Annotated in this window: 23 protein-coding genes; 12 read left to right on the forward strand and 11 right to left on the reverse strand. The window is 72.9% G+C overall.

The features are described 5' to 3' along the window. Positions 1-286: 286 nt before the first annotated feature. Entirely contained in the window at positions 287-1,375 is a 1,089-nt protein-coding gene (locus EDF63_RS07205) for an acyltransferase family protein (protein WP_123312350.1), read from the reverse strand. Positions 1,376-1,495: 120 nt separating this feature from the next. Between EDF63_RS07205 and EDF63_RS07210 the strand changes: the two genes are divergently transcribed. The 5 genes from EDF63_RS07210 (at position 1,496) to EDF63_RS07230 (ending at position 4,943) form a co-directional block, all read left to right on the forward strand. Then, the gene (locus EDF63_RS07210; protein ID WP_123312351.1) at positions 1,496-2,269 is read left to right on the forward strand and encodes an SDR family oxidoreductase; all 774 of its coding nucleotides are present in this window, start codon (positions 1,496-1,498) and stop codon (positions 2,267-2,269) included. A 106-nt stretch (positions 2,270-2,375) separates the two neighbouring features. Beyond that, the gene (locus tag EDF63_RS07215; RefSeq protein ID WP_173168683.1) at positions 2,376-2,909 is read left to right on the forward strand and encodes a phosphoribosyltransferase; all 534 of its coding nucleotides are present in this window, start codon (positions 2,376-2,378) and stop codon (positions 2,907-2,909) included. Continuing rightward, a complete protein-coding gene (locus EDF63_RS07220; protein ID WP_123312352.1) occupies positions 2,906-3,625 on the forward strand; it encodes a Type 1 glutamine amidotransferase-like domain-containing protein in 720 nt (239 codons plus the stop codon). The genes EDF63_RS07215 and EDF63_RS07220 overlap by 4 nt, the downstream gene beginning before the upstream one ends. Before the next feature lie 5 nt (positions 3,626-3,630). Next, positions 3,631-4,314, forward strand: a complete 684-nt coding sequence (locus EDF63_RS07225; protein ID WP_123312353.1) for a uracil-DNA glycosylase — start codon at positions 3,631-3,633, stop codon at positions 4,312-4,314. 26 nt (positions 4,315-4,340) lie between these two features. Further along, positions 4,341-4,943 (forward strand): GNAT family N-acetyltransferase, encoded by a 603-nt coding sequence (locus EDF63_RS07230; RefSeq protein WP_123312354.1) that lies wholly within the window; start codon positions 4,341-4,343, stop codon positions 4,941-4,943. 177 nt (positions 4,944-5,120) lie between these two features. Here EDF63_RS07230 and EDF63_RS07235 read toward each other — a convergent pair whose 3' ends face one another. Then, positions 5,121-5,819 (reverse strand): FadR/GntR family transcriptional regulator, encoded by a 699-nt coding sequence (locus EDF63_RS07235; RefSeq protein ID WP_123312355.1) that lies wholly within the window; start codon positions 5,817-5,819, stop codon positions 5,121-5,123. A 205-nt stretch (positions 5,820-6,024) separates the two neighbouring features. On the opposite strand from EDF63_RS07235, the gene EDF63_RS07240 reads away from it, so the two are divergent. Next, positions 6,025-7,575 carry a GntP family permease gene (locus tag EDF63_RS07240; RefSeq protein ID WP_221180540.1) on the forward strand — a complete coding sequence of 517 codons (1,551 nt, stop codon included), beginning with the start codon at positions 6,025-6,027 and terminating at the stop codon, positions 7,573-7,575. Next, on the forward strand, positions 7,572-8,099 hold the full coding sequence (locus tag EDF63_RS07245) for a gluconokinase (RefSeq protein ID WP_123312356.1): 528 nt from the start codon (positions 7,572-7,574) through the stop codon (positions 8,097-8,099). Before EDF63_RS07240 ends, EDF63_RS07245 begins: the two co-directional genes overlap by 4 nt. On the opposite strand, the gene EDF63_RS07250 is transcribed toward EDF63_RS07245, so the two are convergent. Both EDF63_RS07250 and EDF63_RS07260 read right to left on the reverse strand, forming a co-directional pair. Beyond that, a complete protein-coding gene (locus EDF63_RS07250) occupies positions 8,096-9,007 on the reverse strand; it encodes a L,D-transpeptidase (RefSeq protein WP_185021331.1) in 912 nt (303 codons plus the stop codon). The two genes, EDF63_RS07245 and EDF63_RS07250, sit on opposite strands and share 4 nt — an antisense overlap. A gap of 65 nt (positions 9,008-9,072) precedes the next feature. Then, positions 9,073-10,737, reverse strand: a complete 1,665-nt coding sequence (locus EDF63_RS07260) for an ABC-F family ATP-binding cassette domain-containing protein (RefSeq protein ID WP_123312359.1) — start codon at positions 10,735-10,737, stop codon at positions 9,073-9,075. 81 nt (positions 10,738-10,818) lie between these two features. Here EDF63_RS07260 and EDF63_RS07265 point away from each other — a divergent pair, with 81 nt between their 5' ends. Both EDF63_RS07265 and EDF63_RS07270 read left to right on the forward strand, forming a co-directional pair. Further along, positions 10,819-11,235, forward strand: coding sequence for an HIT family protein (locus EDF63_RS07265; RefSeq protein WP_123312360.1), 417 nt, complete (start codon positions 10,819-10,821; stop codon positions 11,233-11,235). A gap of 85 nt (positions 11,236-11,320) precedes the next feature. After that, on the forward strand, positions 11,321-11,626 hold the full coding sequence (locus EDF63_RS07270; RefSeq protein ID WP_123312361.1) for an EthD family reductase: 306 nt from the start codon (positions 11,321-11,323) through the stop codon (positions 11,624-11,626). 69 nt (positions 11,627-11,695) lie between these two features. Here EDF63_RS07270 and EDF63_RS07275 read toward each other — a convergent pair whose 3' ends face one another. Next, a complete protein-coding gene (locus EDF63_RS07275; RefSeq protein ID WP_123312362.1) occupies positions 11,696-12,010 on the reverse strand; it encodes a hypothetical protein in 315 nt (104 codons plus the stop codon). A 91-nt stretch (positions 12,011-12,101) separates the two neighbouring features. Between EDF63_RS07275 and EDF63_RS07280 the strand changes: the two genes are divergently transcribed. Next, the gene (locus EDF63_RS07280; protein ID WP_123312363.1) at positions 12,102-13,001 is read left to right on the forward strand and encodes an NmrA family NAD(P)-binding protein; all 900 of its coding nucleotides are present in this window, start codon (positions 12,102-12,104) and stop codon (positions 12,999-13,001) included. Positions 13,002-13,079: 78 nt separating this feature from the next. On the opposite strand, the gene EDF63_RS07285 is transcribed toward EDF63_RS07280, so the two are convergent. Next, positions 13,080-13,718 carry a TetR/AcrR family transcriptional regulator gene (locus EDF63_RS07285; RefSeq protein ID WP_123312364.1) on the reverse strand — a complete coding sequence of 213 codons (639 nt, stop codon included), beginning with the start codon at positions 13,716-13,718 and terminating at the stop codon, positions 13,080-13,082. A 9-nt stretch (positions 13,719-13,727) separates the two neighbouring features. Beyond that, on the reverse strand, positions 13,728-14,492 hold the full coding sequence (locus EDF63_RS07290) for an acetoacetate decarboxylase (protein ID WP_123312365.1): 765 nt from the start codon (positions 14,490-14,492) through the stop codon (positions 13,728-13,730). Between the two features lie 79 nt (positions 14,493-14,571). On the opposite strand from EDF63_RS07290, the gene EDF63_RS07295 reads away from it, so the two are divergent. Together EDF63_RS07295 and EDF63_RS07300 are read left to right on the forward strand one after the other, a co-directional pair. Further along, positions 14,572-15,438 carry a 3-hydroxyacyl-CoA dehydrogenase family protein gene (locus EDF63_RS07295; RefSeq protein ID WP_123312366.1) on the forward strand — a complete coding sequence of 289 codons (867 nt, stop codon included), beginning with the start codon at positions 14,572-14,574 and terminating at the stop codon, positions 15,436-15,438. Between the two features lie 38 nt (positions 15,439-15,476). Then, on the forward strand, positions 15,477-16,922 hold the full coding sequence (locus EDF63_RS07300) for an amidase (protein WP_123312367.1): 1,446 nt from the start codon (positions 15,477-15,479) through the stop codon (positions 16,920-16,922). 17 nt (positions 16,923-16,939) lie between these two features. Here EDF63_RS07300 and EDF63_RS07305 read toward each other — a convergent pair whose 3' ends face one another. From EDF63_RS07305 to EDF63_RS07320, 4 genes are read right to left on the reverse strand one after another with little or no spacing between them, the layout of a single operon-like run. Next, positions 16,940-17,722, reverse strand: a complete 783-nt coding sequence (locus EDF63_RS07305) for an ABC transporter ATP-binding protein (RefSeq protein ID WP_123312368.1) — start codon at positions 17,720-17,722, stop codon at positions 16,940-16,942. After that, on the reverse strand, positions 17,719-18,543 hold the full coding sequence (locus EDF63_RS07310) for an ABC transporter ATP-binding protein (protein ID WP_123312369.1): 825 nt from the start codon (positions 18,541-18,543) through the stop codon (positions 17,719-17,721). The genes EDF63_RS07305 and EDF63_RS07310 overlap by 4 nt, the downstream gene beginning before the upstream one ends. Beyond that, on the reverse strand, positions 18,540-19,427 hold the full coding sequence (locus tag EDF63_RS07315) for an ABC transporter permease (RefSeq protein WP_123312370.1): 888 nt from the start codon (positions 19,425-19,427) through the stop codon (positions 18,540-18,542). The genes EDF63_RS07310 and EDF63_RS07315 overlap by 4 nt, the downstream gene beginning before the upstream one ends. Further along, positions 19,424-20,377, reverse strand: coding sequence for an ABC transporter permease (locus EDF63_RS07320; protein ID WP_123312371.1), 954 nt, complete (start codon positions 20,375-20,377; stop codon positions 19,424-19,426). The genes EDF63_RS07315 and EDF63_RS07320 overlap by 4 nt, the downstream gene beginning before the upstream one ends. Between the last annotated feature and the right edge of the window lie 16 nt (positions 20,378-20,393).

A 20,393-nucleotide genomic window follows, 5' to 3' on the forward strand; every position in this document is an offset into this window, starting at 1 on the left:
CGGGTCGCCTTGCGCTCGGCCTGGAGGCGCGGCGCTGCTTTGCGTCGGCACTCACGGTACGCAGGTGGTCGCGCTGGTACCAGCGCGCCCGCCTCGGGACGTAACGCGCACGCCCGACGCGCCACGGGCCTCCCGTCCAGCGCAGCGCGACGCGGGGTCGCACGGTGCGAGGTCACCTGTGGTGCGAGGTTCCGGACTCGGTGCGCGCCTGCGCCCCCTGCACCACGGGCGGAACCTCGCACCGTTCGCCAGCGGGCCTCGCACGGTGCGAGGAAGGGGGAAAGGGTCACGCGTCGCGACGGAACAGCCAGCCGACGTTCGGTTCCAGCAGCCAGCGCATCCCGCGCCGCACGAAGGGCTGGGCCAGGAAGAGGCTGACCGCGCAGGCGATCGCGACCATCAGCAGCACGAACGGCCACGCGGAGTGCGGGCCGGCGAGCACACCGGACTCGCGGATCGGGTAGAGCACGAAGGTGTGCAGCAGGTAGACGTACATGGTCGCCGCACCGAACTGCGTGAGCCAGATGTTCCGGCGGGGGATGAGCACCAGGAACGACGCGGTCAGCAGCGACGCGAGCAGCATCAGGCCGAAGCGGACGGCTCCGGCCCACCACGCGTCCTCGCCGAGACCCGAGTACGAGTCGTCGTAGAAGAACCAGTGGTGCAGGTCGAACTCCTTGAACTGCGGGATCCACACCGCGCACGACACCGCCCAGGCGGCGAACACCACGGCGGCGGCGACCCGGACCCTGACCACCACGCGACGCGAGGCCTCGTACCAGCGGTCGAAGAGCCCCCACTGCTTGACCTGCCACCCGAGCAGGAAGAACGGCAGCAGGCTGATGGCGCGGGACAGCGAGAGCGTCGAGTCCACGTTGTCGAAGTAGCCGACGCCGATGCTGGACACGACGGCCCAGAACAACGGCCACCGCAACTGTGCGAGGTACGGCAGGATGAGCTTGAAGATGCCGAGGGCCAGCAGGAACCACAAGGTCCAGGTCGGCTGGGTCGGGTTGAAGTCCTTACCGCCCTCGACGATGCCCTGCACCACGGTCCAGATCGTCTGCATGATGATGTACGGCACGACGATGTCGGTGATCGTGCGGCGCATGCGCTTCGCCGTCGGGGTGTCCGCCGACGAGAAGTACCCGCTGATCACACCGAACGCGGGCATGTGGAACGCGTAGATGAACGTGTAGAGCGCCAGGGCGTGCTCGCTCGCCGTCGTCTGGCGCTGGATCGCGTGACCGATCACCACGAGCGTCACGGCGACGAACCGCGCGGTGTCCCACATGGGGATACGGCGCGGTGCCCGGCCGGGTTCGAGCTGCGTCGCCGGGGCCGAGGGTGCGGGAGGGGCGGCATCCGTCGTCATCGTCGGTCACGTTACCGGATCGTGACCTGGGAGGGTCGGTACGGTTGGGGTCCGGGGCGAGCAGTCGTCCAGGAACCGGGGCGATCAGTCGCCCGGTCACCGACCCAGGAGGCAGATCACATGGCAGCACGGCGCGCAGTCGTCACCGGAGCGAGCTCGGGCATCGGGGCGGCCACCGTCCGGCTGTTGCGGTCGCGGGGCTGGGACGTGCTGGCCGTCGCCCGCCGAGCGGCGAAGCTCGAGGCGCTCGCCGCGGAGACCGGTGCCGAGGTCCTGGTGGCGGACATCACGAGTGCTGCCGACGTCGAGGCGCTCGCCGCCCGCGTCGCCGAGCTCGGCGGCGCCGACGTCCTGGTGAACAACGCCGGTGGCGCGTTCGGCTCGGCCAGCGTCGAGGAGTCGGACGTCGACGACTGGCGTGCCATGTTCGAGGTCAACGTGATCGGCACGAAGCGTGTCGTCGCCGCGCTGCTGCCGCACCTGCGGGACCGTGCCCGTGCGACCGGTGGAGCCGACATCGTCACGGTGACGAGCACGGCCGGGTTCGTGGCGTACGAGAACGGTGGCGGCTACAACGCCGCGAAGTTCGCCGAGCACGCCCTGGTCGGCGCGCTCCGGCTCGAGCTGAACGGCGAACCGATCCGCGTCGTCGAGATCGCCCCCGGACTGGTGAAGACCGACGAGTTCGCGCTCACCCGGTTCCGCGGCGACGAGCAGAAGGCCGCAGCGGTCTACGACGACGTGCCGGGCCCGCTCGTGGCCGACGACGTCGCCGAGGCGATCGTGCACGCGGTGGAGCTGCCGGCGCACGTGAACCTCGACCTGGTCACGATCCGGCCGGTCGCGCAGTCGGCGCAGCACAAGCTCGCGCGCGGAACGCTCACGCCGCGCTGAGCCGCCGCGCTGATCCCCTGCGCAGCGCCCACGCTGATCCGCTGCGCAGCGCCCGGGCGGCGACCACGGGTCGCGGGCGCGGGGTCCCTGCCGGTACCGTGGTCGGATGCCGATCAGCAGCGAACCCGAGCCCACGGCGCCGGCTCAGTCGACCGTGACCGTGACGAGCGGGCCCGAGGTGCTCGGATGGCTGGAGTTCGGTGACGCCGCACGCCTGCTCGCGAAGGACGTGCTGTCCTCCGGCTTCGAGCCCGAGGTCGTCGTCGCCGTCGCCCGTGGCGGGCTGATCATCGCCGGTGCCGTGGCGTACGCGCTCGGCACCAAGGAGTGCGGCTCGATCAACGTCGAGTTCTACACCGACGTCGAGCAGCGCCTGGACGAGCCCGTCGTGCTCGCACCCGCGCTCGACGCCCCGAGCCTGGCCGGCAAGCGCGTGCTCGTCGTCGACGACGTGTCGGACTCCGGTCGGACTCTGCGCCTGGTGGTCGACATCATCCGGAACGCCGGTGCCGACGTCCGCAGCGCGTGCCTGTACTCGAAGCCCGGCACCGTCCTCGAGCCCGACCACGTCTGGCGCCGCGTCGACGGCTGGATCACCTTCCCGTGGAGCGCCCTCGCACCGGTGACGGCCGAGTCGTGAGCATCCACCTCGTCGGCGGCGGACGCTTCGCCGCCTCGGACGCCGCAGCGCCCTTCCTCGCCGAGGCCACCGCACGGTCGGCTGCCGTCGGCCGGACGGTCCCGCGCATCGCCCTGCTCTCCGTCGCCGGCCCCGACGGCGGCAGCCCGTCGTCGACCGCCGACATCGCCGAGGTGCTCGGTGGTGCCCGCGCGGCCGAGGTCGTCGTGACCGAGGTCGCAGCCGGCCAGGTGTTCGACACGACCGTGCTGAGCGACGTCGACGCGCTCGTCGTCGGTGGCGGCGTCACGCCCGACTACCTCGGCGCGATCGCCCCGCTCGTCGACCAACTCCGGTTGCTCGTCGCCGACGGCCTGCCCTACCTGGGCTACTCCGCTGGCGCGATGATCGCCGCCGACCGCGCGCTCGTCGGCGGCTGGCGCATCGGCGGCGTCGAGATCTGCCCCGGGGAAGCCTCCGAGGGCCTCGACGAGGTCGAGCTCCGCGAGGGCCTCGGCCTGGTCGACCTGACCATCGACGTCCACGCTGTGCAGGCCGGCACGCTCGCCCGTCTCATCGCCAGCGCCGAGGCCGAGTTCGTCACCGCCGGCCTGGCGATCGACGAGGACACCGCACTCGTCGTCGGCGAGGGCGCGCTCGAGGTCCGGGGCACCGGCAGCGTCTGGCGCGTCATGGCCGGCGAGGAGTCCGTGGCCGTCGCCACGATGGGCGCGTAGCCGTCGTGGAACCACGACCGCTCGCAGACCTGGTCGACCCCGGCTGGGCGTCGGCACTCGCTCCGGTCGAGGACGACGTGCACCGCATGGGTGCCTGGCTCCGTGACGAAACAGCGGCTGGCCGTACCTACCTGCCGGCCGGCGCCGACGTGCTCCGAGCCTTCACCACGCCGTTCGACGCCGTCAAGGTGCTCGTCGTCGGGCAGGACCCCTACCCGACGCCCGGCCACCCGATCGGACTGTCGTTCGCCGTCGACCCGGCCGTCCGCCCGGTGCCGCGCAGTCTGGCGAACATCTACAAGGAGCTCAGCGCCGACGTCGGCGTGACCCCACCCGCGCACGGTGACCTGCGTGCGTGGTCGGACCAGGGCGTCCTGTTGCTCAACCGGGTGCTCACGGTCCGCGCGGGCGATGCCGGCAGCCACCGCGGCAAGGGCTGGGAGGCCGTCACCGACCAGGCCGTCCGCGCACTGGTCGGCCGGGGGACCCCGCTCGTCGCCGTGCTCTGGGGCGCGCAGGCCGCGTCCGTCCGTCCGCTGCTCGGTGGCACCCCGGTGGTTGCGTCGGCCCACCCGAGCCCGTTGAGCGCCTCGCGGGGCTTCTTCGGCAGCCGTCCGTTCTCGCAGGTCAACGCGCTGCTCGAGGAGCAGGGCGCGACGCCGGTCGACTGGTCGCTGGCCGGGCGCTGACGCGCCGCGCTCACTAGGCTCGGCACGTGCTCGAGGAGGAATACCAGCGACGGCGGGTCCTGCCGCGACACCTGCGTGCCCGTCCGGCGAGCGAGACCGCGTTCGAGTACCGGATCCGTGCCGCCGAGGTGAGCGACCTGCCCGACGTGCGTGAGATCCACACGCACTACGTCCGCAACTCGTCGGTGACCTTCGACCCGTCGGCGTTCACCTTCGCCCGCTGGAAGCAGCGCTACGACGACATCCGGAAGCGCAAGCTGCCCTTCCTGGTCGCGGAGAACCCCGCCGGGCAGATCCTCGGCTACGCGCTGGTCGACGCCTGGAACCCGCGCGACCGGTCGAACCGCGTGGTCGAGGACTCGATCTACCTGGGAGCGGCGTCCGGCGGCAAGGGGCTCGGGCGTGCACTCATGGAGGCGCTGCTCGACGAGTGCCGGTCCGCCGGGGTCCGCGAGGTCGTCGCGGTGATCGCCGACCGGCAGGCCGAGGCCTCGATCCGCCTGCACGAGCGGCTCGGCTTCGAGGAGGTCGGTCGCATGGGCAAGGTCGGCTACAAGTACGACCGGTGGCTCGGCACGGTGACCATGCGCCTGCGGTTGCGCGGTCCGCGCCTCTTCGCCCGGAAGTAGCCGGGCGGTCGTCCGTCGTTCGGTCGTGTCTCGGGCCGCGCCGAGGTTCCGAGATCTGCGCATCTCGGCGTGCGATCGCGCGTGTTGTGGAACCTCGACGACCAGCGCACGGCGTGTTGTGGAACCTCGACGGTCAGCGCACGGCGTGCCGCCCCTCGCCCGCCCCCGCACACCCCGTCAACCGTGCGGGGCCTCGGCGATGAACTCGTCGCGCGTGACACCGACGAGCGCGGTCGTCGCGGCCGCCGCGGCGGCTCCGTCGCCCGCGACCAGCGCGTGTCCGACGGCCTCGTGCCGGAGGGCGGCCTCGCGCGTCCAGCGCGTGATGGTGTCGCGCGACTCCGAGGTGCGGGTGCGCAGCAGCGCCTCGACGGTGCCCGCGAAGTGCGCGAAGACGGCGTTGCCGGACCCGCTGAGCAGGGCGCGGTGGAAGCGGACGTCGGCCTCGAGGTACGCGCGGCTGTCCTCGCGCGCGCAGGCGGCGAGCATGTCCTGCGCGGCGTCGAGGACGGCAGACGCCCCGGATCCGCCGGCGGTGAGCGACGCCGCGACGGGTTCGACGCCGAGCCGCAGCTCGAGCAGTTCCCGCTGCTGCACGAAGTAGGCGGGCGATGCGCCGCGCCACCGGATGACCGTCGGCGCGAGCAGCTCCCACGACCCGATGCCGAGCACCTGCGTGCCCACGCGCTGCCGGGGCTCGACGAGTCCGAGGGACTGCAGGACGCGGAGCGCCTCGCGGACGACCGACCGGGACACGCCGAACTCGTCCGCCACGAGTTCGGGGCGGACCACCGTGCCGGGCTCCAGCGCGCCGTCGACGATGCGCTGCCCGAGGGTGTCGAGCACGTGGGCGTGCAGTCCGCGTGCGGGGGGCATCGTTCCTCCATGCAGTACGTGTCGCGCGGTTGGCGTGACGTCGGTCCCATCGAAACGGCAGACTGCGTCCGAGGGCGGATGGCGCGCGGCGGATCGTCGTATAGTCTGATTAATCAGATTATTGAGGGTCGGCTCGTGCAGCGCCAGCCGCCCTCGACACGAAGGCGACGGAGCCGCGCGGCAGCGGCTCCAGGAAGGGGCACCGATGCCTCACCCTCCAGTCCACGCGCTCGCGCACCCCGTCGGCGCGGTCCTCGCCGCCGAGGGTGGCGGCACCGAGACGGTCGACCCGTCCGGTCCGATCCCGCAGCTGATCATCGCGGCCCTCGTCGGCATCGTCGTGATCATCGCGCTCATCACCTGGCTCAAGGTGCACCCGTTCATCGCGCTCGTGATCGGTGCCCTGGGCGTCGGCATCGGTGCGGGGCTCGCGCCCGACAAGGCGGTCACGAGCTTCGGCAACGGCTTCGGCGCGACGATGACGAGCGTCGGCATCCTGGTCGGCCTCGGGTCGATGTTCGGCAAGATGCTCGTCGACTCCGGCGCTGCCGACCGCGTGGTCGACACCCTCGTCCGCAGGTCGTCGAAGGCCGCGCTGCCGTGGACGATGGCCCTGATCGGTGCGCTGATCGGCCTGCCGATGTTCTTCGAGGTCGGCCTCGTGCTCCTCATCCCGATCATCGTGCTGGTCGCCAAGCGCAGTTCCGTGCCGATCATGAAGATCGCCGTGCCCGCCCTGGTCGGCCTGTCGACGATGCACGCGTTCGTCCCGCCGCACCCCGGGCCGCTCGTCGCCATCTCGACCGTCGGCGCGAACCTCGGCACCACGCTCGCCTTCGGCATCGTTCTGGCGATCCCGGTGATCGTGCTCGCCGGTCCGGTCTTCGCGCAGTTCGCGGCACGCTGGGTCGACATCCCGGCCCCCGACCTGTTCGGGTCGCGTGGTTCGGACTCCGGGTCGGCGTCCGGTCCGCAGGACCCCGCTTCGGGCGGACGGGAGGCCCGGCGCGGCCCCACCACGCAGGACACCGCGTCCCTGCCCAACGGCAAGAGCGACTTCACGCGCGTCATCAGCGAGCCGCGCAGCCCGTCCTTCACCGTCGCGCTCGTCGGCATCCTGCTGCCCGTCGTCCTCATGCTCGCCCAGGCGATCCGCGAGGCCACGATGCCCGATGCCGCCGGCTCGTGGGTGAGCCTGCTCGACTTCCTCGGGTCGCCGATGATCGCGATCGGCATCGCCGCGATCTACGCGATGGTCTTCTTCGCGATCGGCGGCGGCATGGACCGGTCCGCCGTGGCGAAGTCGCTCGAGAGCGCGCTGCCCCCGGTCGCCGGCGTGCTGCTCATCGTCGGTGCCGGCGGTGGCTTCAAGCAGGTGCTCATCGACACGGGCATCGGCGGGGTGATCGCGGACGCCGTGAAGGACTCCGGCATCTCGGTGCTCCTCGTCGCCTGGGTCGTGTCGGCACTGGTGCGCGTCGCGACCGGGTCGGCCACGGTCGCCACCGTCACCGCGGCGGGCATCATGGCGCCGATCGCGGCCGACCTGTCCTCGCCGATGACCTCGTTGCTCGTGCTGGCGATCGGTGCCGGGTCGGTGTTCCTTTCGCACGTGAACGACGCCGGGTTCTGGCTCGTCAAGGGCTACCTCAACACCACCGTGGGGCAGACCTTCAAGACGTGGACGGTGCTCGAGTGCCTCATCTCGGTGCTCGGTCTGCTCGGGGTCCTGCTGGCCGGGGTGTTCATCCGATGAGCGGCGACTCCGCTCTGGATGCGCGCGTCCTGGTCGTCATGGGGGTCTCCGGTTCGGGCAAGTCGACCGTCGCGGCGATGGTCGCTGAGCAACTCGGGTGGGACTTCGCCGAGGGCGATGCGATGCACCCGCAGGCGAACGTCGACAAGATGCACGCCGGCACACCGCTCACCGACGAGGACCGCTGGCCGTGGCTCGACGTCGTCGCCGGCTGGATCCGCGGGCACCTCGACGCCGGCACGCACGGTGTCGTGACCTGCTCGGCGCTGAAGCGGTCCTACCGGGACGTGCTGCGGGCACCCGGGGTGGTGTTCGTGCACGTGGCGGGTGACGGTGCGCTCATCGAACAGCGGATGTCGCAGCGTTCGGGGCACTTCATGCCGACGTCGCTGCTGCAGTCCCAGCTCGCGACGCTCGAGCCGCCCCAGGACGACGAGGCGCACCTGACGATCGCCGCCGACCGCACTCCGGAGGAGGAGAGCGCCGAGGTCGTCGAGCGGCTCGGGCTCGGCGGCGGCCGCTAGCTGAACCGGATCGGGGTGCCGACCGGCAGTGCGGCGAGGGTGCGGGTCATCTCCGCTGAGATCCGCACGCACCCGTGCGAGCTGCCGGTCGGGTCGGGGTAGTAGTGCAGCGCCGTCAGGGCCGCGTTGCCGCCGTACGACGGGATCCGTGACGAGTGCGCCCCGGTCAGGATGATCGGGTTGCCCTGCGTGTAGGTCACGCGGGTGTCCACGTACGCCGCTTCGACGTAGGTGGCGGTGTCGGTCGGCGTGGGGTCCTCGGGAGTACCGAGCCGAGCCGCCTCGGTGGAGGTGACGTCACCGCTCCGGGTGACGACCGACACCGTGCTCCGGGCGACGTCGACGCGGATCATCCGGTCGGTGTCGGCGATGGTGAAGTCGGCGGCCCGCGCCCAGGCGAACGTGGCACTCGGCGCGTCCGGGTCACCGCCGTCGCCCGGAGTGCGGTTCCGGGCGGGGGTCGAGACGAGGAGCATGCCGCCGTCGGCACCGGGTGACCGGCCCCAGACCGCGGTGGCGGCGGGCAGGTCGATCGTCGACACCAGGTGCGAGAGCGTGGCCACCGGACGCGCGCGGCTCGACGGGCTGGCGTACAGGGCCACGAGGTCGTGCCGCGGGGTGGCGATCTGCCAGGTGTCCGTGGGGCGGACGTCCCCGCCGTCGAGGAGTTCCGGGACGACGCCGTCGTGGAACGTCAACGGCAGGGCGGCGAGGGTGGCGGCCGACGGCGCTCGGGGGACGGCCGCGAGCGTCGGGGTGGGGGTCGGCGTCGGCGTCGCGGTCGGGGTGGCCCGTGCGACGTGGGTCGGGTCGGCGTCTGGCCGGTCGGCGGTCACCCCGACGACGACGGCCGCGACGGCGACCGCAGCGGCGCCTGCGGCCACGGCGATCCAGGTCTTGCGTCGCATCGGCATCCCCCTGTGCTCCTGGTCCAGCGTGCGCTCGTCGTCTGGGTGTGTGCTCGTGGTGTCGGTCAGCGTTCGGTGACGTGGCCGGCGTCGACGTGCCACTGCCGGTCGAGGCGGACGGTCTCCAGCATGCGCCGGTCGTGCGTGACGAGCAGCAGGGTGCCGTCGTAGGACTCCAGCGCCTGCTCGAGCTGCTCGATCGCCACCAGGTCGAGGTGGTTGGTCGGCTCGTCGAGCACGAGCACGTTCACCCCGCGGGCCTGCAGCAGCGCGAGTCCGGCGCGGGTCCGTTCGCCGGGGGAGAGCGCCGACGCGGGACGCCCGACGTGGTCCGCCTTCAACCCGAACTTCGCCAGCAGCGTCCGGACGTCGGCGGTCGTGTACTCGGGCACGATCGCCTCGAACGCCGCGGCGAGCGACTGGTCGCCGGTGAAGGCCGCACGGGCCTGGTCGACCTCGCCGACGGCGACGCTCGATCCGAGCGAGGCCGTGCCGGTCGTCGGCACCTGCTTGCCGAGCAGCGCACGCAGCAGCGTGGACTTGCCGGCGCCGTTCGGTCCGATGATCCCGATGCGGTCGCCGCCGTCGACCTGCAGCGACACCGGACCGAGGGTGAAGTCGCCCTGCGTGAAGGTCGCGTCGGACAGCGTTGCCACGACCGCGGACGACCGCGGTGCGCTGCCGATCGTGAACTCGAGCTGCCACTCCTTGCGTGGTTCCTCGACCTCGTCGAGCCGCGCGATGCGGGACTCCATCTGCCGCACCTTCTGCGCCTGCTTCTCACTCGACTCCGAGGCGGCCTTCCGGCGGATCTTGTCGTTGTCGGGGGCCTTCTTCATCGCGTTGCGCACGCCCTGGCTCGACCACTCGCGCTGCGTCCGGGCGCGGGAGACCAGGTCGGCCTTGGTCGCGGCGTAGTCGTCGTACGCGTCTCGCTTGTGCTGCCGGGCGATCTCGCGCTCCTCGAGGAACGAGTCGTACCCGCCGCCGAACAGCCGGTTGGACGACTGCGCCAGGTCGAGCTCGAGGACGCTCGTCACCGAGCGCGCCAGGAACTCCCGGTCGTGGCTGACGAGCACGACGCCGCCGCGCAGGCCCCGGACGAACCCCTCGAGCCGGTCCAGCCCGTCGAGGTCGAGGTCGTTCGTGGGCTCGTCGAGCAGGACGATGTCGAACCGCGACAGCAGCAGCGCCGCCAGCCCGACCCGAGCGGCCTGCCCACCGGACAGCGCGGTCATGAGCGAGTCCGGTCCGACGCCGTCGTCACCGGCTCCGGTCTCGAGGCCGAGGTCGGCCAGGACGGCGGGGATGCGGTCCTCGAGGTCGGCGGCGCCCGCGGCGAGCCAGCGGTCGAGCGCCGTCGAGTAGCGGTCTGCGGCGGCGTCCCCGGCGTCCGGGTCGCCGAGCGCCGCCGCCGCGGCGTCCATGGCCTCGGTCGCCTCGGCCGAGCCGGTCCGGCGGGCGATGTAGCCGGCGACGGTCTCGCCGGCGATCCGTTCGTGCTCCTGGGGGAGCCAGCCGACGAACGCGTCGGTGGGTGCGAGCGACACCGTGCCGGCCAGGGGCTCGTCGACGCCGGCCAGCAGCCGGAGCAGCGTGGACTTGCCGGCGCCGTTCACGCCGACCACGCCGATCACGTCGCCCGGCGCCACCGTGAGGTCGAGGGAGTCGAACAGCGTGCGTGCGGCGTACCCGCCGGACAGGCCCTTGGCGACGAGCGTGGCGGTCATGCGCCAATCGTCCCACGTGGCGGCGTCCGCACGGCACCGTGCTCAGAGTGCCCGGGGCTCCGGGTGCAGCACACTGGTCGGATGGAACCCTGCGTCTTCTGCGCGATCATCGCCGGCGACGAACCGGCCGTCTGGGTCGAGCGCGAGGAGCACGCCGTGGCGTTCGCGCCGCTGCCCGGGTCGGCGCTCGCACCCGGGCACACCCTGGTCGCGCCGGTCGAGCACGCCGACGACCTGCTCGGCGCCGCACCGGTGGCACTGGCCGCCACCGCCGCGCTCGTGCAGCGGGTCGCACGGGCGATGCGGGGTGCGCTCGGCGCCACCGGGACCGTCGTGCTGCAGGCCTCCGGCGCCGATGCCGGGCAGAGCGTGCGGCACCTGCACTTCCACGTCGTGCCGTGCTGGCCGGACGACGGCACGACGCACTGGCCGGAGCCGCCCTCGGCACACGTCGTCGACGGTGACCCGCACGCGCTCCTCGCCGAGATGTTCGAGTAGCCGATCCCGGGCAGCGGTGCGCAGAACGGAGTGGAGTGGGCGCTGCACCGTCTCGCTGTCCCACCGACACCTCCAGGAGCACACCATGACCACGAAGATCACCCTGATCATCGACAACCCGGCCGACCCGTCCGCGTTCGAGCAGTCCTACGTGGAGCTCGAGTCCCTCGCCGCGAAGCTGCCGGGCCTGCAGCGGCTCGAGGCGGCGAAGGTCTGGCCGAAGGAGGACGGCACCCCGACCCCGGCCCACCGCACCCTCGACCTGTACTTCGCGTCGTACGGGGACGCGTCCGACGCGGTGGCGACCGCCGAGGCCGGCGCGTTCTTCGAGCGGCTCGGCGGGACGGGCGCCACGTTCACCGGCCTGTTCTCCGACATCGAGCACGAGTAGCACCGACGGCCCGGCCCGGGTCTCGGGCTCAGCGACACTCCTCGGGTCCCGCGCTGCGAGGAGTGTCGTTCAGCGCGAGTCTCGGCCCGGCACCGGCGTCAGCCTGCCCGCGCCGAGAGGGAACAGGCCAGCGTGGTACTCGAGCACGGCGGCGTCGCCGACGGACAGCGTCGCCGCACCGAAGCGCCATGCCCGGTTGAACAGGTACACCCCGATCGCGGTCCGGCCGTCGTCGGCGACCGCCCACGTGCCGGTGCCCCACTGCGCCGGGTGCCCGACCCCGTCGATCGTGACGGTCGGGCGGGCGAACCAGGTGAGCAGGGGGCGAGCGAGCCGGAGCTCGATCCGGCGCTTCGTCGTGCCGGAGGGGAGAGTCGTGTCCACCTCCGCAGGATAGGGCCACCGCACTGCCGCCACCGCGCCGCCACCACCACACCTGTGCCCGCCGCACCCACGCACCCGTAGCGTGGCCGCCATGACCACCACCGTCCTCGTCGCCGGCGCCACCGGAGACCTCGGCGGACGCATCGTGCACGAGCTCCTGCAGCACGACACCCGCGTCCGCGTCCTGACCCGCCCGAGCAGCGACGCAGCACAGCGCCGTTTCGCCGACGACGACCGCATCGACGTGGTCACCGCCGCCTACACGGACCGACCGGCCCTGGTGGCGGCGCTCGCCGGGGTCGACGTCGTCGTCTCCGCGGTGAGCGGCACCCGCGCCGTGATCGTCGACGCGCAGCGCGCCCTGCTCGACGCCGCGGTCGAGGCCGGCGTCCCGCGGTTCATCCCCTCGGACTACGCCGCCGACTACCGGTCGATCACCCCCGGCTCGAACCGCAACTTCGAGCTCCGCCGCGAGTTCGCCGCCGCCCTCGACGCCGCTCCGATCCGTGCGACGTCCGTGCTGAACGGGGCGTTCACGGACATGCTCACCGGTCAGGCGCCGATGATCCTGTTCGACCGCCAGCGGGTCCTCTACTGGTCGTCGGCCGACCAGGTCCTCGACTTCACCACGAAGGACGACGTCGCACGCGTGACGGCGCTCGTCGCACTCGACGCGGACGCACCCCGTGTGGTCGAGGTCGCGGGGGACCGCGTCACGGCACGGTCGATCGCCGACACGATGTCACGGCTGACCGGCACGCCGTTCCGGTTGCAGTGGGCGGGCACGACCGGCACGCTGTCGGCGATGGCCCGGGTCGGTCGGCGGCTGTCGAAGGACGACGCCGAACCGTTCCCGGCGTGGCAGGGCATGCAGTACTTCGTGAGCATGTTCAGCGGCGAGGCCGAACTGCACCACGTCGACGACGACCGTTACGGTCCGCACGGGTGGACGAGCGTCCGCGACGTGCTCGCCGCCCACCTGGGCGTCTGACCGTCCGCCGTCACGGTCCGACCGGGAGGCCCGCCCCGCGTCGCGCGGGCCGGCTGCCGGTCGGACTCGTGCCCGGGTTCAGTGCGTCGGCTCGCTGAGCCCGAGGAGCGCACCCCGCACCGCCGCGACGCGGATGGTCGCCGCGTCGTCGTAGAGCACCGTCTGGCTGACCGCGCCGACGTGCGCGGCGACGACCGCACGGGTGAAGACGTCCGGCGCGACGGTGAGGCGTCGGCCCTGCGCCGTGACCGACTCGACGAGCAGCGGTTCGAGCGCGGCGTGGAAGGCGTCGGTGTGCGTGCGGAGCAGCGCCCGGAGCTCGGGCTCGTGGCGTGCCCGCGACAGCAGGACCGAGCGGATCGCGTACCACTTGCCCTCGGGTGGCAGGCCACCGAGGACCCCGGAGACGATCGCGTCGACGGACTGCTGGTCGGTCGCGTCGAGCGCTGCCCGGAAGCCGTCCTCGAGCCGCTCGACGACCACGGCCTCCTGCGCTTCGTACACCGCGAAGAAGAGCTCGTCGGTCGTCGCGAAGTTCGAGTAGAAGGCCCCGCGCGTGAAGCCCGCACGCGCGACGATCGCCTCGACGCTGGCCGAGGCCGAGCCGGTCTCGTCGAACAGCGCCTCGGCGGCGCGGACGAGCTCCGCACGGGTGCTGCTGCGCCGCCGGACGGGTCGGGCGCGTGCGGCGGGGTCGTCGCTCACTCGTGGGGACACCGGTTCATCCTAGGAGGCGTCGTCCGACCGGCGCGGGTCCGCCAGGTAGTCGTGCACGGACCGTACCGGCGCGAGCGTCAGGTCGGTCAGGACGTGTGAGGCGCTGACGACCTCGAGCACCGGCAGGTCCGCCATCGGCGCGAGGGCGTGCTCGAACAGTTGCAGTCGGGCGGACCCGGTCCAGGCCCCCTTCACGACGATGTCGGTGATCTCGGTCCGCACGAGGTCGGCGGCCCGCAGCCCCAGGGTCGTCACGTCGGGGACGAGCTTCACCATCCAGGTCGGCACCGTGATCTGCGCCGCGGCCTCGACCGGGTCCATCGGCTCCCACTGGTACGCCATGGTCGCCGTCGCCACCCGTTCGGAACCGCGGTCGAGCGTGCCGACGAGGGCGCCCTGGTCGACCCGCAAGCCCGGGGTCCCGAGCACCTTCGGGTAGGCGCTCAGTTCGCGACCGGCGAGCGTCGCGGCGGAGTTGTCGAGGTACATGGCGTGCAGGTACTCGCCGACCTCGCCGTCGAGGGCGACCTGGATCGCCTGACCGGACTCGACGTACGGGCCGCACCCGTCGACGTCGCCCATCTTCATGACCTCGAACCGGACCAGGGGTGCCTCGACCCGCAGCGGCTCCGGCACGACGGCACGGAGGGCGTCGGGGTCGGTCCGGTACACGACGTTGAAGTACTCGCGGTCGGTGAAGCGCGTCGGTCGCAGCGGGTACACCGGCGCGGTGAGGGGCGTGGTGGCGTGGCGGAGGACGTCCGAGGCCTGCATGGGAACTCCTTGTCGGTTGCAGTACGATCCGTACTGAGTACGTTGTGTATCGAACGTACACCCGAGAACGAAGGACACCATGGGCTTCCCCCTGCCGACCGACATCCGCAACCGACCCGTCACCGTGATCGGCGGTGGGACCCTCGGCCGGCGCATCGCGCTCATGTTCGCCAGCGCCGGCGGCGAGTCCCGCGTGTACGACCTCGCCGAACCGGTCCGCACGGCCGCCGTCGAGTACGTCGAGCGCGAGCTCCCGGCGCTCGCCGCCGCGCGGGACGGCGGCGCGGTCGGCACCGTCCGCGCGTTCGACGACCTGGACGAGGCGGTCGCCGGTGCGTGGCTCGTCGTCGAGGCGATCCCGGAGCGCATCGACCTCAAGACCACGGTGTTCGGCCAGCTCGACCGCGCCGTCGGGGCGGACACGATCCTGGCGAGCAACTCGTCGTCGTACGCGAGCCGACTGATGATCGACGAGGTCGAGCATCCGGAGCGTGTGCTGAACATGCACTTCTACATGCCGCCGGCGCAGAACGCCGTCGACCTGATGAGCGACGGCGAGACCGACCCCGCGGTCGTCGACCTGCTGCTCGAGGTCCTGCCGACCTACGGCGTCCGCCCGTTCGTCGCACGCAGGGAGTCGACCGGGTTCATCTTCAACCGCATCTGGGCGGCCGTCAAACGCGAGTCCCTGGCGGTCGTCGCCGACGGGGTCTCCACGCCCGAGGACGTCGACGCCATGTTCGCGGTGAACACCGGGTCGCCCGCCGGTCCGTTCCGGATGATGGACCAGGTGGGGCTCGACGTCGTCCTGGACATCGAGGAGCACTACGCGGCCGAGGACCCGCACCTGCCCGAGGGTCCGCGGCAGCTGCTCCGTCAGTACGTCGAGGCCGGCGACCTGGGCGTGAAGACCGGCCGCGGCTTCTACCGGTACGACCAGGACTGACGCACGACCAGCACCGACGCCGCCTAGGCTCGGGAACCGTGTTCGAACTCCACCACCTCGCCGCACAGGAACTCTGGGACTGGATCCGCCGGGGGGAGGCGACCGCGCTCGAGGTGACCGAGCACTACCTCGCCCGCATCGAGCGCCTCGACCCAGCCCTCGGCGCGTTCGTGACGGTCACGGCGGACGCAGCGCGCACGAGAGCCGACCGTCTCGGCCACCTGGTGCCGACGTCCAGACCGTTGTGGGGCCTCCCGTCCGCCGACAAGGACCTGTACGACCGCGCCGGGGTCCCCACGCGCAGCGGCACCGCGAGCCTGCCGGAGCGCCCCGCCGGGGCCGACCACCCGCTGGTCGCCGCGCTCGACGCGGCCGGCACGGTGAGCCTCGGCAAGACGACGTCGCCCGAGTTCGGGATGTCCTCGTCGTCGGAGACCCGGTTCGGGGTGACGCGGAACCCGTACGACACGAGCCGTGCGCCCGGCGGGTCGTCGAGCGGTGCGGCGGTCGCCGTCGCGGCCGGACTGCTGCCGGCGGCCGTCGGGTCCGACGGTGGGGGATCGGTCCGGATCCCGGCCGCCGCGACCGGACTCGTCGGCCTCAAGCCGAGCCGTGGGCGGGTGCCGTCGATGCCCGGTCGCTCCGGCGTCGGTGGACTGTCCGTCGCCGGGCCGCTGACCCGGTCGGTCGCGGACGCCGGGATGCTGCTCGACGCGCTCGTGGCGCCGACCGGGCTGGCGGAACCGGCACCGTACGCCCTGGTCACGCCGGACGTGGGTGACGGCCCGTTCACCGCGGCGGCCGTCCGCGGCGAGGGGCGCTTCGTCGTCGGACTGCTCGACGGCTCACCGTGGGACGACACCGTCGACGTGGTGGTCGACCCCGCGGCGCGCGCTGCCGTCGAGACCGCGGTGCGGGTCCTCGGCGAGGTGGGGCACGGCGTGGAGGACGTGCAGATGCCCCGGGCGCCGTACGCCGACGCGTTCCGGGTGGCCTGGGAGAGCTCTGCGGCGCGGCTGCCGATGGTCCCCGGCATCGACCTGACCGCGCTGACGCCCCTGGTGGCGTGGCTCGTGGAACGGGGACGGCGGCTCACCGGCACGCAGGTGCTCGACGCGATGACCACGCTCGACACGTTCTCGGCGACGCTGATCGGCGCGTTCGACCGGCTCGACGCGGTGCTGTCACCGACGCTCGCGCTGACCCCGCGGCCGCTCGGCTGGTACGGCGACGACCCGGACGAGGACTTCCGCCGCCAGTGCGCCTACTCGCCGTGGACCTCGATGGCGAACGTGGCGGGGCTGCCGGCGATCACCCTGCCCGTCGGGGTCACCGCCGACGACCACCCGGACGGTGGCGGCCTGCCGATGGGCGTCCAGTTGATCGGGCGGCCAGGGGGCGAGCGGGTCCTGCTCGCGATCGGGGCCCAGCTCGAGCGTCGGCTGCGGTGGCAGCGGCGGCACCCGGCGGCCTGGACCGCCTGACCGCGCCGCCGCCCGCGCTACGGCAGGGTCGGCGCGGCCTCGACCAGCGCCCGCGTCACCGGGTGCACCGGCGCGTCGAGCAGCCCGACCGGCCCGTGCTCCACGATGCGCCCCGCCGACATCACCGCGACGGTGTCGCACAGCCGCTGCACCACGCCGATGTCGTGCGACACCAGCACCAGCGTCAGCCCGAGGTCGTCGGCGAGCGAGCGGAACAGGTCGATGACCCGTGCCCGCACCACCACGTCGAGCGCGCTCATCGGTTCGTCCCCGAACAGGATCCGCGGACCGTGCACCACCGCCCGCGCGATGGCGATGCGCTGCCGCTGGCCGCCGGAGAACTCGTGCGGGTAGCGGTCGACGGCGTCCGCCGGCAGGTCGACCCGTTCGAGGACGTCCCGGACGAGCGCGGCGTGCGAACCCTCCACCCGGAGCGCCCGCAACGGTTCGCGGATGATCGCGCCGACGCGCATCCGCGGGTCGAGCGACGCGTACGGGTCCTGGAACAGCACCCCGGTCTCGCGACGGAACCAGCGCATCGCACCCGCGGACCCGGACGCCACCACCGGACGACCGGAGGCGGTCACGGAACCCGCGGAAGGTGCCTCCAGGCCGGCGAGCAGCCGAACCAGGGTCGACTTGCCGGATCCCGACTCGCCGACGATCCCGAGCCGCTGGCCGGGGGCGACCGTCAGGTCGACGCCGTCGACGGCGGTGCGCACGGGGCCGGGTTCGAAGGGCCCGCGGCGGGGGAGTCGGTAGGTGCGGTGCAGCCCGACTCCGTCGAGGACGGCGGTCATGCGGAGCCTCCGGACGGACGGGTACGACGGGCGGTCGCGCGCGCGGCATCGACGAGCGCGACGGTCGCGGGGTGCTGCGGCGCCGCGAGCAGCGACGCGACCGAGCCCTGCTCGACGACCCGGCCGGCGTCGAGCACGACGGCGGTGTCGGCGATCCGGGCGAGCACCGCCAGGTCGTGCGTGACGAAGACCATGCCGGCCGACAACCCTTCGAAGAGGTCGAGGATCCGTGCCTCGGTCGTGACGTCGAGCGCCGTCGTCGGTTCGTCGGCGACCAGGTACGCGGGCTGCCCGGCCATCGCCATCGCGATGCAGATCCGCTGGCGCTGCCCACCGGACAGCTGGTGCGGGTACTGGCGCAGCAGCGACTCCGGATCCGGCAGTCCGACGTCCGCCGCCAGCGCGGTCGCCGCCGCACGCGCCGCCCGCCGGTCGAGTCCCCGGTGCAGCCGCAGGGGCTCGGCGATCTGCGTGCCGACGCGACGCAGCGGGTCGAGGGCGGTGCCGGGCTCCTGGAAGACCATGCCGATGCCGGCCCCGCGGAGCCGTGCGCGCTGCCGGTCGGGCAGGCCGACGAGTTCGGTGCCGTCCAGGCGGATGCTGCCGGTGACGGTCGCCCCGGTGGGCTCCAGTCCCATCAGGGCGAGCGAGGTCATCGACTTGCCGGATCCGGACGCGCCGATCACGCCCACGCGTTCGCCGGGAGGCACGGTGAACGTCACGTCGTCCAGGATCGTCCGCCCCGTGATGCGGACGGAGAGCCCCACCACCTCGAGCCCGCCGGTGCCGGTGTCGCTGCGGCTGTGGCTGCGGTCGGTCATGCGGTCACCCCGGGGGCGGTCGTGGCCGCGTCCGGACGGCGGTCGCCGTCCGCTGCGCGGTCGTTCGTCGTCAGACGCGGGTCGGTGGCGTCTCGGATCGCGTCGCCGAGCAGGGAGAGCGCGGCGACGACCAGCGCGATCGCGGCTCCGGGCCAGGTGGCGCTCCACGGGTGCACCCCGATGTAGGTCTGCAGGTCGGACAGCAGGCTGCCCCACGACGCCGTGTCCGACCCGGCGCCGTAGCCCAGGTACGACAGGCCGGCCTCGGCGAGGACCGCGGTGGCCATCGCGAGCGAGAGCTGCACGGTGAACAGCGGCGCGGCGTTCGGCACCAGGTGGCGGAACAGCACCCCGGCACCACCGACACCGGAGGCGCGGGCCGCGGTGACGTAGTCGCTGCGGGCGATGCGGCGGATCTCGCCGCGGGCGACCCGGGCGATCGTCACCCCGAAGGACAGCCCGACGCTGACGATGACGACCCCGAGCGACCCGCCGAACACCGCGGTCAGGAGCATCGCGGTCAGCAGGGTCGGGAACGCCACCAGGATGTCGAGCAGGACGGCCGTGCCCTCGCGCACCCAGCGGGCGGTGAGCGACCCGATCGCGGTCAGGACGATGCCGACGACGCTGGCGATCACCCCGGCCCCGACGGCGACGAGCACGGTGGTGCGGGTGCCGGCGAGCAGGTAGCTCGCGATGTCGCGGCCGGCGGCGTCGGTGCCGAACCAGTGCGCGGCGCTCGGACCCTCCCACTGGTGGAACGGGTCGGCGCGGAACGGGTCCTGCGGCGTCCACACGAGCGACACCGCGGCGAGCACCACGAGCAGACCGAGCACGACGACGGCGAAGACCCCGGTGGGGCGGGACAGCAAACGGCGGATCACCCGGACACCTCGCGTTGGCGTGGGTCGAGGGTGCGGTGCACGACGTCGACGGCGAACCCGACGAGCAGCACCAGTCCGGTGAGCACGAGGAGCTCGGACTGCACCTTGGTGATGTCGCGGCGGCCGACGTCGGTCACGAGCATGCGCCCGACCCCGGGCAGCGAGAACAGCTGCTCGACGACGACGGCCCCGACCAGCAGCCCGGCGATCTGCACCCCGAGCACGGCGAGCACCGTGAGGGCGACCGACGGCAGCCCGTGCCGGAGCAGTGCCTGCGTGCGGGTGAGGCCGATCGCGGCAGCGGTGCGGACGTGGTCCGCGTCGAGCACCGACAGGGTCGCCGACCGGGTGAAGCGCAGGATGACGGCACCCTCGACCGCGCCGATGGTCAGGGCGGGGAGCACGAGCGAGGCGAACGCCCGGCCCGGCTCGGACCAGCCGTCGAGCGGGAAGCCCTGCGTCGGCAGCCAGTGCAGCGTGACGGCGAACAGGGCGACGAGCAGCATGCCGGCCCAGACGACCGGGACGGCGGCGACGGCCTGCGCGACGAACCCGATGACGGCGCCGCCCGGCCGACGGCGGAGCACCGCGGCGACGACCCCGAGGGGGACGCCGATCACGAGCGCGGTCGCGAGCGACATGCCCGCGAGCGGCAGGGTGATCGCCAGTTTCTGCGCGATCTCCGGCGCGACCTGCCCGTTCGTCACGAGGGACCGACCGAGGTCGCCGCGGAACACCCCGCCGATCCAGTCGAGGTACTGCACCACGACCGGCCGGTCGAGGCCGAGCTGCTGCCGGAGCTGCTCGACCTGCGCCGGGGTCGACTGGGTGCCGGCGACGACCTGCGCGACGTCGCCGGGCAGCACCCGCAGGGTCGCGAAGATGATGACGCTCGCGACGAGCAGCCCGACGACGAGCAGCAGCAGCCTGCCGACCAGGAACCGGGTCACGTGCTCGGAGCTCCGG

It is taken from the genome of Curtobacterium sp. JUb34 (assembly GCF_003755065.1).
Lineage (GTDB): Bacteria > Actinomycetota > Actinomycetes > Actinomycetales > Microbacteriaceae > Curtobacterium.

Bases quoted from the DNA above. Each gene is read 5' to 3' on its own strand.
- EDF63_RS07205 (WP_123312350.1), bottom strand. From the start codon at position 1,375: ATGACGACGGATGCCGCCCCTCCCGCACCCTCGGCCCCGGCGACGCAG.
- EDF63_RS07210 (WP_123312351.1), top strand. From the start codon at position 1,496: ATGGCAGCACGGCGCGCAGTCGTCACCGGAGCGAGCTCGGGCATCGGG.
- EDF63_RS07215 (WP_173168683.1), top strand. From the start codon at position 2,376: ATGCCGATCAGCAGCGAACCCGAGCCCACGGCGCCGGCTCAGTCGACC.
- EDF63_RS07235 (WP_123312355.1), bottom strand. From the start codon at position 5,819: ATGCCCCCCGCACGCGGACTGCACGCCCACGTGCTCGACACCCTCGGG.
- EDF63_RS07240 (WP_221180540.1), top strand. From the start codon at position 6,025: ATGCCTCACCCTCCAGTCCACGCGCTCGCGCACCCCGTCGGCGCGGTC.
- EDF63_RS07245 (WP_123312356.1), top strand. From the start codon at position 7,572: ATGAGCGGCGACTCCGCTCTGGATGCGCGCGTCCTGGTCGTCATGGGG.
- EDF63_RS07250 (WP_185021331.1), bottom strand. From the start codon at position 9,007: ATGCGACGCAAGACCTGGATCGCCGTGGCCGCAGGCGCCGCTGCGGTC.
- EDF63_RS07260 (WP_123312359.1), bottom strand. From the start codon at position 10,737: ATGACCGCCACGCTCGTCGCCAAGGGCCTGTCCGGCGGGTACGCCGCA.
- EDF63_RS07265 (WP_123312360.1), top strand. From the start codon at position 10,819: ATGGAACCCTGCGTCTTCTGCGCGATCATCGCCGGCGACGAACCGGCC.
- EDF63_RS07270 (WP_123312361.1), top strand. From the start codon at position 11,321: ATGACCACGAAGATCACCCTGATCATCGACAACCCGGCCGACCCGTCC.
- EDF63_RS07280 (WP_123312363.1), top strand. From the start codon at position 12,102: ATGACCACCACCGTCCTCGTCGCCGGCGCCACCGGAGACCTCGGCGGA.
- EDF63_RS07290 (WP_123312365.1), bottom strand. From the start codon at position 14,492: ATGCAGGCCTCGGACGTCCTCCGCCACGCCACCACGCCCCTCACCGCG.
- EDF63_RS07295 (WP_123312366.1), top strand. From the start codon at position 14,572: ATGGGCTTCCCCCTGCCGACCGACATCCGCAACCGACCCGTCACCGTG.
- EDF63_RS07305 (WP_123312368.1), bottom strand. From the start codon at position 17,722: ATGACCGCCGTCCTCGACGGAGTCGGGCTGCACCGCACCTACCGACTC.
- EDF63_RS07310 (WP_123312369.1), bottom strand. From the start codon at position 18,543: ATGACCGACCGCAGCCACAGCCGCAGCGACACCGGCACCGGCGGGCTC.